Source organism: Allobosea sp. FG18, assembly GCF_057809495.1.
Window position 1 is genome coordinate 214,135 of sequence record NZ_JBMDKB010000007.1, and the last position, 15,516, is coordinate 229,650.

Below are 15,516 nucleotides of genomic sequence, written 5' to 3' on the forward strand. Positions count from 1 at the left end.
GATGCAGAAAGCCCTCGCTTTTGTTGAAAACAATCTCCTGCTGCTGGCCGTTGTAACGGCCGCGCTTGGCCTGCTCGTCCCTTCGCTCGGCATGGTCCTTGAAAGCGGCATAAGCCCGCTTCTGGCATTGCTGATGCTGGTCATCAGCCTGACATTCGACGCTCACGCCGTGAAGCTGGTTTTCCGGAAGCCGAGCCGGCAGCTTTGGGCGCTTGGCCTCGTCTATGGTCCCATGTCGCTCGCCGGATGGTTCACCGGGCGGCTGTTCTTCGGCTCTGGGCCGCTGGCCGCCGGTCAAACCCTTGTCGGCACTCTGCCGACTGACGTTTCCGCTCCGTTGCTGGTCCTGCTCGCACGCGGCAATGTCGCCCTCGCGGCGGTCCTCAATGCGGTCAACACAGTGCTTTCGCCCTTCATCGTGCCAATCCTGTTCCTGCTTCTCACCGGAATCGAGCTGCAAGTTCCCATCGGGGCGGTCATCATGGAATTAGTGCAGATCGTGGTGCTGCCGACCGTGATCGGGGTCTACCTACGCACGCGATACCCGGAAGCGGTCGGCCGACACGATGGCCTCTATCCCTCTCTTGGTTCGGTGCTCTATCTGCTCCTGCTTCTGGCGGTCGTCGGTCCGAACGCCGAAACAATCCTCGGCTATGGCTGGTTCGCCTTCGTGATCGCGCTGGCCGCGCTCACGCTGAACCTGATCGGCTATGCGGTCGGGTCCGTCGCGCAAGTCTTTGTGGCCGACCGGCAAGAACTGATCGCCTACCTGTTCACGGTGAGCAAAAAGGAGTTCTCCATTGCAGCGGCGTTCGTAGCGGCGTCCGGGTTGCCCTCGAAAATCGCCGTGCCTGCCGCCTTCTTCGCTGTGATCCAGATGATTACGTCACCGATCGCCGCAAAGATTTTGGCATCGAGAGGCCCGGCGCTGCGGTGAGCAGTCATTAGGTTCTCGACGGCAGAGGAGACAGGGTTTCGATAATCCTGCAATCGGCGACGACGCCGCACCCGCATTGGTCGATCATCCTGTCGAGTTCGGCCTTAAGCGCCATCAGATCAGTGATCTTCTTTTCAACCTCTGCACGGTGTTCACTAGCGATGGCGTCAACAGCCGCACAGGATTGCCCGCGATTGTCGGAGAGTGCGAGAAGCGCCCTGATCTGGTCGAGCGAGAAACCGAGATCACGCGCGCGCCGGATGAAGCTCAGCCGGTTCAGATGATCCGGCTCATAAGCCCGATAGTTGCCTTCGGTGCGTGACGGCTCGGGCAGTAGACCATTCTTCTCGTAAAACCGGATTGTCTCGACCTTGGTGCCGGTCTGCCTTGCAAGATGTCCGATCGTCAGAATTGAAGAGTTCATTGCGTGACCCTATAGCGAATACAGGGTCAATGTAGGTTCGATCTGGACGTTTGTCGATCTTGATGGCTCGCCTATTGTGCCGCTCTGGCACTCTCCACCTCTTCACGCACCAGATCGTAGAGTTGCTGCGGTCCGAAAGATTCGAGCGGCCTGCCATTCACGAAAAAAGTCGGTGTCTGGCGAACTTTATTGCTCTGAACATCGGCCAGGTCCTGCTCAAGAACCGCGTCGATCTCGGACGAGGACATCTCGCGCCGTGCCTGCTCGACATCAAGCCCGGCCGCCGCTGCGATTTCCCAGGCTTTCACAAGGTCGGGTGCACCATGCACGGCCCATTCCGGCTGGCGCGCCAGCAAGGCTTCCAGCACGGGTTCGTAGCGGTCCTGAAGACGGGCCGTTTCAGAATCCTGACGGCTTCCTCCGATCCCTCATGGAAGGGCGTATATCGGATGACAAGGCGCGCCTCGTCAGGGAAATTCGCCATGATCTGCTTAACGGCTGGATAGAAGGCTCGGCAGGCCTCACAGGACGGATCGAAGAATTCCACGATCGTCACCGGCGCATCCGCAGGGCCAATGATTGGTGAATGCGTCCTGACCATCGAATCACCTTGCGGTGTTGCAACGAGCTGTGCCGAGGTGCTGCCGTAGCGGTCGTAGAGAAAGGCTCCGCCGGCAAAGACGATCAGTGCGACGAGGCCAGTGAAAAGTACGATGGACCGTCTGGTCATGCTGGACGCCTCCGGCGCGCGAGAACGAGAAGAAGGGCAATGCTCAAGAAGGCAGAGAGCGATAGGTAGGGGAGCGGCAAAACGCCAAGAATCGTCATATCCGCGCTCGAACAGGATGGGCCGTCTTGACCACAGGGCTCGATGGCGGCGGGAATGACGCCCGCATAAAGCAAGGAGTGGAACGCCGCGATGGCGGCGCCGAGGGCGGCCAGTGGAAGCCCGTACCAGGAAACGCTGGCATCGCCCCGAAAGCTGGCAACAGCCAGAATGACCGCCAGCGGAAACATGAAAGCGCGTTGATACCAGCACAGATTGCACGGTGTCTGTCCCATAATCTCACCAATGAAGAGAGCGCCCAGCGAGGCGGCAAGCGCGATGAGCCATGCCAAGAACACGGCCGCCCAGACATTTTCAGTCGTGCCCGCACCGGTGGTCATAGCACTCCCTTTCGCAACGTTTCTTTCGTTCCATCAAGCTTTGTATTTCGAGCATCTTTGCACCCTGTACAAGCTACAAGGTCAAGTCTCTGTGCGACGGATTCGCGCACGGATCGCCGCGCAAAGGTAATCATAGAAACCGGCCCTTGACCCTGTAGTTGCTACAGGGTCTATCTGCGGTGTTACATCAAATTGTCGAGGTGACATCTCATGGCGGCAGCGAGCCCTTACAAACTGCGTGTAGAAGGCATGGACTGTGCATCCTGCGCGTTGAAAATCGAAACGGCGATGCAACGTCTGCCAGGCGTTAGCGACGTCAATGTCAGTTACGCCAACGAGACGCTCGCGTTGCAACTCGATGAGGACCGCACGGCCCTCGGCACGATTGAGCAAAAGATCCGCGCGCTGGGCTACACGCCAGTGATCGAACAGGCGGAGACAAAGGCGGGCCCGCCTCGTAAGCGCAGTACAGAGGCGTGGTGGAAAGGCAGCAAGGGTCGGCTTGTCCTCCTGACCGGCGCGTTGTTCGTGCTTGCCTTCGCCCTCGCGCGTATCCTGCCGGATTGGGAGCAATGGCTCTATTCAGGCGCGGCCTTGATCAGCGTTATCCCATTCGCGAGGCGCGCGGTCGCCGGAGCGATGTCCGGCTCGCCCTTCACCATCGAGACGTTGATGACGGTTGCGGCACTCGGCGCGGTCGCCATTGGCGAGGCCGAAGAAGCCGCTGTCGTGATCGTCCTGTTCGCAGTGGGCGAACTGCTTGAAACCGTAGCGGCTGGCCGCGCGCGCGCCGGTATCGAGGCGTTGATCGACCTCGTGCCTCGCGTCGCGTTCCGCGAGCGCGACGGTGCCGTTGAGCAGGTCGCTGCCGAAGAGCTGGCCATTGGTGATGTCGTCGTTGTCCGGCCTGGTGACCGTGTGCCGTCTGACGGCACGGTGATTGACGGTGTATCCGAGGTCGATGAGGCCCCCGTGACAGGCGAATCCGTGCCCGTGCTGAAAGAAGCCGGCGCAACCGTCTATGCCGGCAGCATCAATGCCAATGGCGAGCTGCGGGTGTCGATCAGCCATGTCGCGGCTGACAACACCATTGCCCGTATCATCCACATGGTTGAGGAAGCTCAGGAATCAAAGGCCCCAACGGCGCGCATGATCGACCGTTTCAGCCGCTGGTATACGCCGGGCGCGATGGTCGTTGCGGCTCTGATCGTTGTCGTACCGCCGCTCGCCTTCGGCGGCGACTGGATGACATGGGTGTATCGGGGTCTCGCCACGCTGCTGATTGCTTGTCCCTGCGCACTCGTGATTTCCACGCCGGCGGCCATCGCGTCAGGTCTTGCAGCCGGCGCGCGTCAGGGATTGCTGATCAAGGGCGGGGCGGCGCTGGAAATACTCGGCAAGGTCGTAACCGTTGCCTTCGACAAAACGGGAACGTTGACGCGTGGCCACCCCCAGGTGACGGACATTGTGCCGATCAATGGGGACGAGAACTCCGTCCTTGCCATCGCGGCAGCGGTCGAGCGCAACACCAGCCATCCGCTTGGGGTTGCAATCGTGGCGGCGGCGGAGTCGCGTGGGCTCGAACTGCCCGTCACCTTCGGAGGCGGCGTTGCCACACCAGGCAAGGCGGTCACAGCGCGATTGAAGGACGGCTTCGCTTCGGTCGGGTCTCCCCGTCATGCCGCCGAACAGGCTGCCCTTGAAGAGAACATCGCCGAGACGATCACGACACTGGAGAGCCAAGGCAAGACGGTCGTTGTGCTTTTAAAGGGCAAGACCGTCGAGGGTTTGATCGCTCTGCGCGACGAACCACGCGACGACGCTATCGAAGGTGTGAAGCGACTGACAGATCGGGGTGTGCGGCCACTGATGCTGACCGGCGACAACAAGCGCACGGCCGACGCCATCGCGGCCCATCTTGGCCTTGAGGCGAGCGCCGAATTGTTGCCCGACGCCAAGCTCGCCGAGATCGGCCGCCTCAAGGCTGATGGCCCGATCGCCATGGTGGGAGACGGTATCAATGACGCGCCGGCGCTCGCAGCCGCTTCCGTTGGTGTCGCCATGGGAGCAGGCACCGACGTTGCTTTGGAGACCGCAGATGCCGCGCTGCTCAGAAACCGGGTGACGGGTGTTGCCGATCTCATCGGGTTGTCACAGGCGACACTCGGCAATATTTGGCAAAATATCGCCATAGCGCTTGGTCTGAAGGCCGTCTTCCTCGTGACGACTCTATTCGGCATTACCACGCTCTGGATGGCGATCCTCGCCGATACGGGCGCTACGGTCCTCGTTACGGCCAATGCGTTGCGCCTGCTGACCTGGCGCGGCACCCGCGACAAATGAGCTTAAGCAGTGCGCGAAGGCAGGTCGCGGCTTCCACTTCTTGCCAAGAAAGCCGAGGTGTAATTTATGAGGAATCAGTCCAAGGGCAGTGCCACTTCATCCGAGAAGAGCGAACAATGGGCGCTCGCATGGGTGCTTGCGATCAATACGGCCCAGGCAGCCATTGTGGGAGGATTAGGGTGGTGGGCTCAGTCAACAGGACTGATGGGTTCCGCGCTCGATAATCTTGGCGATGCAGGTGTCTACGCCATCAGCCTTTTTGTCGTCGGACGCGGTTTGGCCGCGAAGGTTCGAGTTGCCCGGCTGTCGGGTATCCTCCTGATCGTTTTCGCCGGTCTTCTTCTATTCGAAGTCGGACGTCGCTTCTTCACTGGTTCCGATCCGATAGGGCCGGTCATGATCGCCGTGGCGATAGCAAGCGCGCTTACAAATATGGTCTGCATGTGGTTCCTGAAATCACATCGGGAAGGCGGCGTGCATCTGCAAGCCTCATGGATTTTCACGACAAACGACATGCTTGTGAACTCGGCCATCGCGCTTTCGGGTCTGGCCGTGATCCTTTTCAATTCGCCATACCCGGATCTGATCATTGGCGTGGGTGTGGTTGTTGTCGTTGTCAGAAGCGGCTTCGAAATCCTTGAGAAGGCCGGCGAAGCTGGAAACAAAGGAAAAACAACATGATTAGTTTGCGAGCGCTATCCGGCGCGTTCCTTGCCCTTACCGCGTCGATCGTTCCTGCTGTGGGTAACGACTTCCAGGCCGGTTCGATCACCATCGATCATCCGTGGTCACGCGCGACTCCGCCGGTCGCGCCGGTAGCCGGCGGCTATCTGACGCTAACGAACGATGGCCACATGGCCGACCGCCTGGTCTCGATCTCATCACCTCTGTCAGAACGGGCGGAAATCCACGAGTCGACCGTGATCGACGGGGTTGCCAGCATGAGGCCGGTGCAAAATGGCATCGAAATTGGGGCTGGCGATACGATCGAACTTCAACCTGGCGGTATACACATCATGTTTTTGAAACCATCGCGTCCTTTGAAGGAAGGGGAGCGGTTTGCCGCAACACTGGTGTTCGAGCAGGCCGGTACCATCGACGTTGAGTTCGCTGTGCAGAACATGGGTGCTCGTCCGGAATCTGCGAGCGAACATGAAGGGCACGGAGAGGCTGTCCAATGAGCGGCGTCAAACTTTTCCGTCTTGTTGCATGGGTTGCCGTCGCCGCTGTCGGCGGGCTTTTCATCGGCCTGTCCTTATCAAAGCCTTGGCAGCAGCAAACCGCGGCGGTCGCGTCCTCGACAGGCACCGCAGCCATCGGCGGTCCATTCCAGCTCACATCCCATCGAGGCGAGACGATCGACAATGCTGCGCTGGCTGGAAAGCCTTATCTCGCCTTCTTCGGCTTCACCCATTGCTCCGATGTGTGCCCGACGACGCTCTACGAACTTAGCGATCTCATGAACGAACTTGGGCCGGTGGCCGACCAGTTCAACGTACTGTTCTTCACCGTCGATCCCGAACGGGACACCCAAGAACTGCTGGCTCAGTACATGACAGCCTTTGATGACCGCATCCTCGCACTGCGCGGGAATCGACAGGAAACGGACGCCGTGGTGAAGGCCTTTGCGGCCTACGCGCGAAAAGTGCCTCTGGAGGGGGGCGAATACACGATGGATCACACCGCAGGCGTCTACATGATGGATGCCGAGAGCCAATTCGTCGGCACGCTCGACATGCACGAGCCGCGTGAGATTCGCTTGCAGAAGCTCCGCCGTCTGGTGGGCGAGATTGGCTGATGGAGTTCTCCAGTATCGGAATAGCGACGGCTTTTGCCGCTGGCGTTATATCCTTCCTGTCGCCCTGCGTTCTGCCGCTGGTGCCGGGCTATATTTCCTACGTTGCAGGCCGCACGATTAGCCCGGATGGCACTGCGGCCGATGCCGAATTCAAAGCGGCAAGCCGAACTCTCGGCCTCAGCCTCTGCTTCGTGCTCGGCTTTGCGACCGTGTTCGTCCTCCTTGGGGCGAGCGCCACCGTGTTGAGCCGGCTCCTGCGCATGTACCTTTTCGAAGCGAACCTGATTGGAGGCGCGATCGTCGTCGTCTTCGGTCTGTTCACGACAGGCCTCGTGCCAATGCCCTGGCTCAATCGTGAAGCGCGGTTCCATGCCAATCCGGGCAGCGGAAGCGCCGGCGCTGCTTATCTCCTCGGTCTCGCTTTCGCGTTCGGCTGGACTCCCTGCATCGGACCAGTGCTGGGAGCGATTTTGACCCTGTCCGCCGCCAACGCCACGGTGGCAAGCGGAACGACGCTGCTCGCCGTCTACTCCCTTGGTCTTGGCCTCCCTTTCATCTTGGCGGCTTTGTTCATGCGCGGGTTCATGGCTCGGATGATGTCGATGCGCCGCACTGGCCGCGTGCTCAAAATCGTCGCTGGTGGGGTGATGGTGGTGATGGGCATCGCCATGATCACCGGCCATCTCACCAGCTTTGCGATATGGCTGCTCCAGACCTTCCCGGCTCTGGGCCGCATCGGCTAAGCCTTAGTTTAGAGGACATTTGGACATGCTCAGGATCGGCCTTCCCTTCGTCCTTGGCGGATTTTTCATTGATCAGGCGGCGAAGTGGTGGGTCCTGAACCATGTTATGAATCCACCTCAGGTCATCCCCGTCACCGGCTTCTTTAATCTCGTGCTCGGCTTTAACACCGGCGTGAGCTTCGGATTGTTCGGCCAGGCTCCGGCTTGGATCCTGATGGCGCTCACGCTTGCCATAGTCACCGGGCTCCTGGTCTGGATCCATCGAAGCGACAGCCGCCTGACGGCATCGGCCCTCGGGCTCGTGGTTGGGGGAGCGCTCGGCAATCTGCTCGACCGGCTCCGGCAGGGTGCCGTGACGGATTTCCTGGATTTTTACATTGGCAGCTATCATTGGCCCGCCTTCAACCTTGCCGACGTGGCGATTGTCTGCGGGGTAGGGCTTTTACTGGTGGAGAGCGTTCTGGCACGAGGCAAAACAAAGGCGGCATGAACAGAAGCTTTCGCCAGCTATCCGTGAGTCATGGGCCGGAGGAAGTTGACGTTCTGGTGATCGGCGCCGGTCAAGCGGGACTCGCAGCCTGCTATTCTCTTGCCAGAACAGAGCTTTCATTCCTGATCGTTGATCGCCATTCCCGCATCGGTGACAGTTGGCGCCGTCGCTACGATTCCCTGACTCTGTTCACTCCGCGCGCATTTAGTTCGCTGCCCGGTCTTGCGCTCGAGGGGGACCCGGACGGCTACCCAACGCGAGACGCGTTTGCGCACTATCTCGAAACCTACGCCAGCCATTTCGACCTGCCGGTGCATTCCGGAAATGGCGTGGCTCGGCTCGAACGCCGCGCTGATGAGCGGTTCACCGCGCAACTCGATGATGGCAGACACGTGGTCGCCAAGGCGGTGATCGTCGCGACGGGTGCGTTTCAGAAACCAATCGTCCCAACGATTGCTGCCGGCTTCGACAGCGCGGTCACTCAACTGACACCGGAAAGTTATCACAATCCCGGCGATCTCCCGCCTGGCACGGTCCTTGTTGTCGGGGATGGAGCAAGCGGACGCGACATCGCAGCCGAGCTGGTTCTGACCCATGAAGTGATGCTTGCGGTTGGACGCAGGCGCCGTCTGTTTCCCGAGCGCATTCTGGGCAAGAGCACATGGTGGTGGCTGCACACATTGGGCTTGATGAGAGCAAGGCCCGGCTCCGCGATAGGTCGCCTGATGCGGCGCGCGGACCCATTTCCGGACAGGGATCGCAGCCTTAGCGATCTGGAACAAAGGGGCGTAGCGGTTTCAACACGCTTAGTCTCTTCACAGGACCGCCTCGCATTCTTTGCAGATGGATCGAAACGGGTGATCGACTCCGTCATCTGGTGCATCGGATACCGAGACGACACCGAATGGCTCCAGATTGCAGGTAGTACCGATTCCAATGGAAGCTTTCTGCAAACGGTCGGGCTGTCTCCCGTAGCGGGCCTTTTTCACCTAGGTCGCCCATGGCAACGGAATCGTGCTTCAGCCCTCGTCATGGGTGTCGGTGAAGATGCTTCCGTGGTTGTCGCAGCATGCTTGAGATCCTGCTCCGGCAGCTAATGGGATGACGTGCGCATACGTGGACGACGACCCTGCACGGTCATAGACGCGGTGATCCCATACAAGCGGCCGGGCGGGCAGTAAGGCTTTCGTGATGATCGCGGATGACGATGGCCAACTGCAATGTCTGGTTTTCAGGAGTGATGACCGGCCACACGAATGACCAGGATGAGGTCGGAAGCCGTCCTAAGCTGTACTCGCGGCTCCTTCAGCAGCCGCACATAGGCCGGCCGACTGGCTCAACGCATCGGCGGGGGAATATCGATCGCTCTCGGCTTTAACGCCGCGCTGAACAGTCAATGACCGATCTGTCGCAAAATTCCCCAAAACCTGCGACACCTCGTGCGTCTAACCTGTGCGATGTAGCAAACCCGCTACGCGGTTTTGGGAGCCCCTGCCGCGAGTCGTGTCAAGGCGGACACGCCTACGACGCCGCCGCCGACAATGCAGAAGATTTGCCGCCAGATTTCGGACGGTACGGCTTCCTTGGTGATGCCATAGATCAGCGCATAGCCTGCGACGGCGGCGGGCGCGGCGAAGACAAGCGCCACGATCAGACGGATAACGGGTGTGCGGATCGTCTCGAACAGCACCGCCAGGATGCCGAAGGCGACGCCAGCGGAGAACAGGCCGACCAAACCCGCGCCTATCAGGCCAGAGCCGGTCTGATAGGCGAACTGCGCGGCGGTCAGCCCGAGCATGAAGGGCAGCGCATAGATAGCGAGCGTGTAGGCGAGAACGCAGAGAAGCGCGATCAGCGCAACGCTCATGAACATCACTGCGACCATGATCCTTCACCTTCTACTTGCCACACCGCCTTTCGTGCCGTCGCGATTCTGACGGCTGGATCGTCGGCATGGTGCCAATGCTTGCCTGTCCTGTCGAGGCTGTGGGGCCTGACTATTGTTGAACTGTCGAGGTTATCCGGCCGCGCGGGGAAGCCGCGCGGCCGGGATTTTTTCCGATGGAAGGCCGGGACCGCTGGCGCGATCCCGGCCCGCCGCTTATTCCGCCGCGACGGGGAAAGGCTCATCCTCCACGGTCCCGGCGCTGTCGGCCTCCGGCATGTCCTCGGCCATGGCGGCGGCCTCCGGCTGCTCGTTGTCCAGCCACGCGGGCCGCTCGGTGCGCAGCAAAGGGGGCAGCCAGCCGGTTCCGGCAAGAAGCTGTTCGGCCTTTTCCGCCATTTCCTGCTTCTTCTTGTCCGCGATCCGCTCGGCGGCTTCGTCGCCAAGGGCTTCCCGCACGGCGGCGAGGATTTGGGCCTTGGTGACGCGCCCGAGATAAGCCCGGACGGTCGGGGTCCAGTGCGCCGTCATGTCGAGCGCAACCCCCGTCGCCAGCCTGTCCGTCGTTTCATGAGCGTGGCGCTTGTTCTGCTCCCACGGCAGCTTGAGGGCGTTGACGGTCTGCGCGGCACAGTGGGCGAACAGCGCCATGACGCTGGCATGGTCCAGCCCGGCGATGAAACCCCAAAGGTCGGCCACGTCGCGAGGCATGTCCGCCGCCCATCCGGCATGACGATCCGCCAGCGCCTTCGCCGCCGCCGTGTCCTCGATGCCGTCCGCATGCCCGCCAAGGCTGGCGCTGATCGGACGGATTTCGAGGCAATGGGCGTCCCCGCCGCCGCGATAGAAGGTCTGCGCGGCGAGTGCATGGGTGACGGCGATCAAGGCCATGTCCGTCTGCTCGCCAAGGGCGAGACGGAGGGCAAGGGTGCGATGCGCGGTCAGGTCGCGGATGAGCGAATCCGACAGCGGCTTGCCGTCTTCCTCCCTTTCCTCGTCCCCGAGCGCGGAAACATGGTTTCCACCCTCATCATGCTCGCCGTCCTCTCCGATGATTTCACCATCGCCATTGACGCGAACGCCGTCGATGACGGTTTCGTCATCCCCGCTTTCATCTTCCTCCGGCTCCGGGGCCTCGTCCTCGGGCCGGATGAAACCGCGCTCGATGCGGGCGTTGCCATTATGGTTGAGAACCACGAGAACGCCGCCGCGCGCGATCTCGTCGGGATCGTAGTCGTAGCGCTTGTAATCTATGCGCTCGATCTCGTTTTCAAGATCGGCAAAGCGCTGATCCACATCGGGCGGCAGGTCCACGTCCGCGTCCTCCCATTCCGCCGTCAAACGCTCATGTTCCTCCTGCGCGGCGGCGTAGGCGGCTTCATCATCCTCGGATAGCTCCACCGGCCCCGGATAGGTGCGGCGCATGCCGTGGGCATGGGGCCAGTCGATATGCGCCGAAACCCATTTCCATCCCTCTGCCTCCCGAACCTCGGCGGCGATCCTTTCCAGCTTGTCGAGGGCAAGCCGGTCCAGCAGCGCGGCGTCCTCGTAGAAGCCGCCGCGATCCTCGGTGAACAGGTCGCGGATGATGTAGCCGCCCGCCTCGCTATAGGCTTCTGGCCCGATGAACACCGCGCGCCGATCCGAAGCCGCCACATTGCAGGCGGTCAGGTCGCGGCGGATGATCCACGGCTCCTTGTTGTGGAACAGGTTTTCAAAGACGTGTTCCTGCCGGTCGTGGTCGTCGGTGATGGCGAAAGCCTGCAACTGGTCCATGGTCAGCCCGCCGTCGCGGTAAACCTGAATCAGCTTGGGGCTGACAGCGCCGAGGCGAAGCCGCTGCTTCACCACATGCGCGGTGACGCCGAACCGGGCCGCGATTTCCTCCGCGCCCCATCCGCGATTTTCCGAAAGCTCGCGGAAGCGCTCGAACTCGTCGGCGGGATGCAGGTTCTCGCGGTTGACGTTCTCGTCAAGGCTGATTTCCGCCGCGTCGTTCGCCGTGTCGATGACGCAGCGGATGGGCTCGGTCTTCTTGATCTGCTTGCGCTTCACACGGAGCAACTGCGCCAGCCTGCGGCCTTCCCCGACGCTGACCAGATAGAAGCCGGTCGGCTCGCCGTCTGCGTTCTGTTCCGGCTCTACTACCAGATTTTGCAGCATCCCCTTGGCGGCGATGCTCGCCGCCTTCGCCTCGATAGACGCCTCGCTGTGCGGGGTCTTGCGGGCATTCTTCGGGTGCTTCTTGAGCTTGTTGAGCGGGATGAAAACGGTCGTGCCGTGTTCGACGGTCGGGGCGGTGTTGTCGGTCGTGGTCATGGTCTTTCTCCTATGGGCTTGGGTTGGAGCGCAGCGCTGCGCTGCAACCCTGCCCGTCGGCGAGACCGGGGGGTGCAAGGTGCAAGGACGGACGGGCGGAGGGGGATCACCCGGCCTGCACAAGCGGATCGAAGTCATAACGAAGGTGCGAAAGCTGGCATCCGCGCGGAAGGCTGGGGATACCGCCCGGCCGCCCTTGTGCCGCGCCAGGGGGCAGCGCCCCCAAGCGACCGGCCCGGCCAGAGCAAAGCGGAGGCCGGGCGAATGGACAGGATCAGGATATGGGAAGGGGCTGGCCTGAAACCCTGCCATCCTGATCGCATCTTCATCTGGTGAGCAAAGAGTGTAGTATGCCGATACTGTCAGAGTAGTTGGCGAGGCGGCTTCGCCATGACCGAAGAACGCAATCGGGAGATTCTAAGACGCCGGCGAGCTGGCGAGACCTTTCCGGCCCTAGCACGGGATTACCGGATCTCGCGTGAACGTGTGCGCCAGATAGTCGAGCGGGAGGACAGGAGAGAACAGCGCCAGACGGAATTGGCCGAGGCTGACAGCCGCCCGGATCAACCGAACCCCCTGCATCTGGAACCGCATGAGCGAAGAATCCTTGCCGAGTTTTGCGGCAAGGCGGACTTCACGCCGGATGATGTCCAGGAGCGCGGTTTCTGGCGAGGCAATTTCCGTTGCGATGACAGGGCGTGGCGCGCAATCGTGAAATGGATGGCACTCGCCGGCAAGGAACCCACTAAGCCGCCGGGCATGTGGACGATTGAGGAATGGCAGCAGCACGATTTTGGTCGTGTGCGTAGGCGCTCGTAAACGGATGCAGTTCGCCTATTCAGGCTTGCAGAACAGCGCCCGAAACAGTTGCTCCGACCGCTCCGCACCTTCATCGGTCAAGATGACGGATTTCATCTTGCTGACAGGATTACCGATGTAACCCTTTTCGTGCAGCCGGTTCATGGCGTCCCAATCGAAGCTCTTCCACGAGCGCCCGTCGCGGTCGAGCGACAGGAACAGCAGGGCCAAGATTGCATCGTCAACCTTTTCCTTGTCGATTTCCATCCGCCAATACCTCGCGTCGTTTCATGATGTGCGCCACGCACAAAAGATCATTGGCAGCGTAACCGCCGTCAATCGTCTATTTAGTAGGGTCATGGAGGGCGATGGAGTAGACATAGTTCTCATCGCTATCCCGCACGGCCCGCCACCCCTCCAAAAACGCATGAGTTTCAGCGCCCGCTTGGTCGGTCTGTCGGGCGACATGCACAATTGACCCCCTAGCGACATAGAGAACTGACCCCTCTCGTTAGAGAGGAGGAATAGATGTCGATTGAGAATTCGATGAATCCTGCATTGCCGAGAGGGGTGCGGGGAGATGCGATGCTTGAGCCTGACGAAGTGATGTCGATGGTGCGTCTGCATAAGAGCGGCTGGGGAGCCAAACGGATAGCGAAGGAATTCCAGTGCGCCCGTAATACGGTTCGCCGTTATCTTCGGGAAGGCGGAACCGTTGCTTACAAGGGCCGCCCGCGCGTTTCGGCGCTGGACGGCCTGGATGACTGGCTGCGCGAGCGCTTCTTCCGCCACGAGGGCAACGCGGACGTTATCCGCCAGGAACTGGAGAGTGAGCACGGGATCGTCATCAGCCTGCGGCAGGTGGAGCGCCGGGTTAGGGTCTGGCGGCGGGAGCTGACGGCGCAGAAGCGGGCGACGGTGCGCTACGAGACCGCGCCCGGTCATCAGATGCAGATTGATTTTGGCGATACGCGGGTCTGGATCGGCGGCGAGCGGGTACGGATTCATGTCTTTGTCGCCACGCTAGGCTATTCGCGCCGGCTGCATATCCGGGCTTCGCAGCGCCAGCGCCAGACGGACTGGTTCGAGGGGATGGAAGGCGCTTTCCTTCGCTTTGGCGGCGTTCCGGCGGAGGTGCTGATCGACAATGCGAAGGCGTTGGTCGAGCACCACGATGCGGTGACGCGCGAGGTCAGGTTCAATGCCCGGCTCCACGCCTTTGCCCGTTACTGGGGCTTCAGGCCGCGCGCCTGCGCTCCGTATCGGGCGCGCACGAAGGGCAAGGACGAGCGCGGCGTCGGCTATGTCAAGAAGAACGCAATCGCCGGCCGCCGCTTCGAGACCTGGGCGGCGTTCGAGGCGCATCTGGATCGGTGGACGCGCGAGGTTGCCGACCAGCGGGAGCACGGCACCACCGGCGTTGCGCCGGCGGAGCGCTTTGCCGCGGAGGCCGGGGCGCTGCGCCCGCTTTCCGGCAGGGTAGCATTCGGGCAGTTGCGAGATCTGGTCCGCAAGGTGCAGGCCGACTGCGCCATCGATCTCGACACGAACAGCTATTCGGTGCCCTGGCGCCTGATCGGCGAGAGTGTTCAGGTTGTGGTGCTGGCCGGTCGCGTGATCATCCGCCATGCGGGCCAGGTGGTGGCCGACCATGCCTTGAACGGGGGCCGACGGCAACGGATCGTCGACCGATCCCATTTTGTCGGCATCGCGGGTGTCGAAGGACCCGTGCGCCTGACGCCGATCGAGATCGCACCCGCCGCGCTGCTGCGGCCGCTTGCGGAATATGAAGCGGTTGCCGGAGGGGGCTGGTGATGACGAACATGGATCATGACCTGCTTATCGCAACGCTCGACCGGCTGAAGCTGACGGCGATCCGCGACCAGCTCGACACGCTGCTCGACGAGGCGGCCCGTTCTAAGATGAACCTGCGCGAGGCCCTGGGCTTCCTGGTGTCGCGCGAGATCGCCCGGCGTGACGAGCGGCGGATCTCCATGTCGAGCAAGATCGCCCAGTTCCCCTTCGTGCGCGAGCTGGACGGCTTCGACTTCGATGCCCAGCCGTCCCTGGATCAGGGGCAGATCCGGGAGCTTGCCACCTGCCGGTGGATTGCCCATGGCGATACGCTCCTGCTCCTTGGCCCTCCCGGAACGGGCAAGACGCATCTTGCCGTCAGCCTCGGCCGCGAGGCGATCCGCCAGAATTACAATGTGCAGTTCATCACCGCGGCAACGTTGGTGGCGACGCTGGCCAAGGCCCATAGTGACGGTTTGCTCGACAAGCAGTTGACGCTTCTGTCGCGGCCGAAACTACTGATCATCGACGAGCTGGGTTATCTGCCCTTCGAGGCCAATGCCGCCCACCTGTTCTTCCAGTTGGTGTCCCGCCGCTATGAGAAGGGCTCGATCCTGATCACCTCAAACCGATCCGTAGGAGAATGGGGAGGTGTCTTTGGAGACCCCGTCGTCGCCACGGCGATCCTGGACCGCCTGCTTCATCATTCCGCGGTCATCACCATCCGGGGCGATAGCTACCGGCTTCGCGAAAAGCGCCGCTCCGGCCTCCCGCTTCGCCTGAGCCGCGGCGATCTCGCGCTCGAGGACGACGGTTTC

At 61.5% G+C, this 15,516-nt stretch carries 18 protein-coding genes; 11 read left to right on the forward strand and 7 right to left on the reverse strand.

Features of this window, described 5'->3' with window-relative positions:
- The first annotated feature begins 1 nt into the window (after position 1).
- Positions 2 to 937: a bile acid:sodium symporter family protein gene (locus tag ACODTJ_RS10645; RefSeq protein WP_488848637.1), complete on the forward strand. Its 936-nt coding sequence runs from the start codon at positions 2 to 4 to the stop codon at positions 935 to 937.
- 7 nt (positions 938 to 944) lie between these two features.
- On the opposite strand, the gene ACODTJ_RS10650 is transcribed toward ACODTJ_RS10645, so the two are convergent.
- From ACODTJ_RS10650 to ACODTJ_RS10665, 4 genes are all read right to left on the reverse strand, one after another.
- The gene (locus tag ACODTJ_RS10650) at positions 945 to 1,361 is read right to left on the reverse strand and encodes a MerR family transcriptional regulator (RefSeq protein WP_142847988.1); all 417 of its coding nucleotides are present in this window, start codon (positions 1,359 to 1,361) and stop codon (positions 945 to 947) included.
- Positions 1,362 to 1,432: 71 nt separating this feature from the next.
- Positions 1,433 to 1,729, reverse strand: coding sequence for a DsbA family protein (locus ACODTJ_RS10655; RefSeq protein ID WP_488848639.1), 297 nt, complete (start codon positions 1,727 to 1,729; stop codon positions 1,433 to 1,435).
- Complete coding sequence (locus tag ACODTJ_RS10660; protein WP_488848641.1) at positions 1,666 to 2,091, reverse strand: DsbA family protein; 426 nt, start codon at positions 2,089 to 2,091, stop codon at positions 1,666 to 1,668. The genes ACODTJ_RS10655 and ACODTJ_RS10660 overlap by 64 nt, the downstream gene beginning before the upstream one ends.
- A complete protein-coding gene (locus ACODTJ_RS10665; RefSeq protein ID WP_142847990.1) occupies positions 2,088 to 2,528 on the reverse strand; it encodes a disulfide bond formation protein B in 441 nt (146 codons plus the stop codon). Before ACODTJ_RS10665 ends, ACODTJ_RS10660 begins: the two co-directional genes overlap by 4 nt.
- A 210-nt stretch (positions 2,529 to 2,738) precedes the next feature.
- Here ACODTJ_RS10665 and ACODTJ_RS10670 point away from each other — a divergent pair, with 210 nt between their 5' ends.
- The 7 genes from ACODTJ_RS10670 (at position 2,739) to ACODTJ_RS10700 (ending at position 8,999) form a co-directional block, all read left to right on the forward strand.
- Positions 2,739 to 4,871, forward strand: coding sequence for a heavy metal translocating P-type ATPase (locus tag ACODTJ_RS10670; protein ID WP_142847991.1), 2,133 nt, complete (start codon positions 2,739 to 2,741; stop codon positions 4,869 to 4,871).
- Positions 4,872 to 4,937: 66 nt separating this feature from the next.
- Positions 4,938 to 5,552, forward strand: a complete 615-nt coding sequence (locus ACODTJ_RS10675) for a cation efflux transmembrane domain-containing protein (RefSeq protein WP_142847992.1) — start codon at positions 4,938 to 4,940, stop codon at positions 5,550 to 5,552.
- On the forward strand, positions 5,549 to 6,052 hold the full coding sequence (locus ACODTJ_RS10680; protein ID WP_488848644.1) for a copper chaperone PCu(A)C: 504 nt from the start codon (positions 5,549 to 5,551) through the stop codon (positions 6,050 to 6,052). The genes ACODTJ_RS10675 and ACODTJ_RS10680 overlap by 4 nt, the downstream gene beginning before the upstream one ends.
- Complete coding sequence (locus tag ACODTJ_RS10685) at positions 6,049 to 6,669, forward strand: SCO family protein (RefSeq protein ID WP_488848646.1); 621 nt, start codon at positions 6,049 to 6,051, stop codon at positions 6,667 to 6,669. Before ACODTJ_RS10680 ends, ACODTJ_RS10685 begins: the two co-directional genes overlap by 4 nt.
- Entirely contained in the window at positions 6,669 to 7,412 is a 744-nt protein-coding gene (locus ACODTJ_RS10690) for a cytochrome c biogenesis CcdA family protein (protein WP_142847995.1), read from the forward strand. Before ACODTJ_RS10685 ends, ACODTJ_RS10690 begins: the two co-directional genes overlap by 1 nt.
- Positions 7,413 to 7,437: 25 nt before the next feature.
- Entirely contained in the window at positions 7,438 to 7,902 is a 465-nt protein-coding gene (lspA, locus tag ACODTJ_RS10695) for a signal peptidase II (protein WP_142847996.1), read from the forward strand.
- Complete coding sequence (locus tag ACODTJ_RS10700; protein ID WP_488848648.1) at positions 7,899 to 8,999, forward strand: flavin-containing monooxygenase; 1,101 nt, start codon at positions 7,899 to 7,901, stop codon at positions 8,997 to 8,999. The genes lspA and ACODTJ_RS10700 overlap by 4 nt, the downstream gene beginning before the upstream one ends.
- 374 nt (positions 9,000 to 9,373) lie before the next feature.
- Here ACODTJ_RS10700 and ACODTJ_RS10705 read toward each other — a convergent pair whose 3' ends face one another.
- Positions 9,374 to 9,787 (reverse strand): hypothetical protein, encoded by a 414-nt coding sequence (locus ACODTJ_RS10705; protein WP_142847998.1) that lies wholly within the window; start codon positions 9,785 to 9,787, stop codon positions 9,374 to 9,376.
- 216 nt (positions 9,788 to 10,003) lie between these two features.
- Positions 10,004 to 12,106 (reverse strand): ParB/RepB/Spo0J family partition protein, encoded by a 2,103-nt coding sequence (locus ACODTJ_RS10710; RefSeq protein ID WP_488848650.1) that lies wholly within the window; start codon positions 12,104 to 12,106, stop codon positions 10,004 to 10,006.
- Between the two features lie 390 nt (positions 12,107 to 12,496).
- Here ACODTJ_RS10710 and ACODTJ_RS10715 point away from each other — a divergent pair, with 390 nt between their 5' ends.
- Positions 12,497 to 12,925: a Mor transcription activator family protein gene (locus ACODTJ_RS10715; RefSeq protein ID WP_142850268.1), complete on the forward strand. Its 429-nt coding sequence runs from the start codon at positions 12,497 to 12,499 to the stop codon at positions 12,923 to 12,925.
- 15 nt (positions 12,926 to 12,940) lie between these two features.
- Here ACODTJ_RS10715 and ACODTJ_RS10720 read toward each other — a convergent pair whose 3' ends face one another.
- A complete protein-coding gene (locus ACODTJ_RS10720; RefSeq protein ID WP_142850267.1) occupies positions 12,941 to 13,171 on the reverse strand; it encodes a DUF6429 family protein in 231 nt (76 codons plus the stop codon).
- Positions 13,172 to 13,432: 261 nt separating this feature from the next.
- Between ACODTJ_RS10720 and istA the strand changes: the two genes are divergently transcribed.
- Together istA and istB are read left to right on the forward strand one after the other, a co-directional pair.
- Positions 13,433 to 14,719 carry an IS21 family transposase gene (gene istA, locus ACODTJ_RS10725; protein ID WP_488848653.1) on the forward strand — a complete coding sequence of 429 codons (1,287 nt, stop codon included), beginning with the start codon at positions 13,433 to 13,435 and terminating at the stop codon, positions 14,717 to 14,719.
- Positions 14,719 to 15,516 (forward strand): IS21-like element helper ATPase IstB (gene istB / locus ACODTJ_RS10730; RefSeq protein ID WP_488848654.1); only part of this gene is annotated, 798 nt, incomplete at its 3' end. The genes istA and istB, both read left to right, overlap by 1 nt.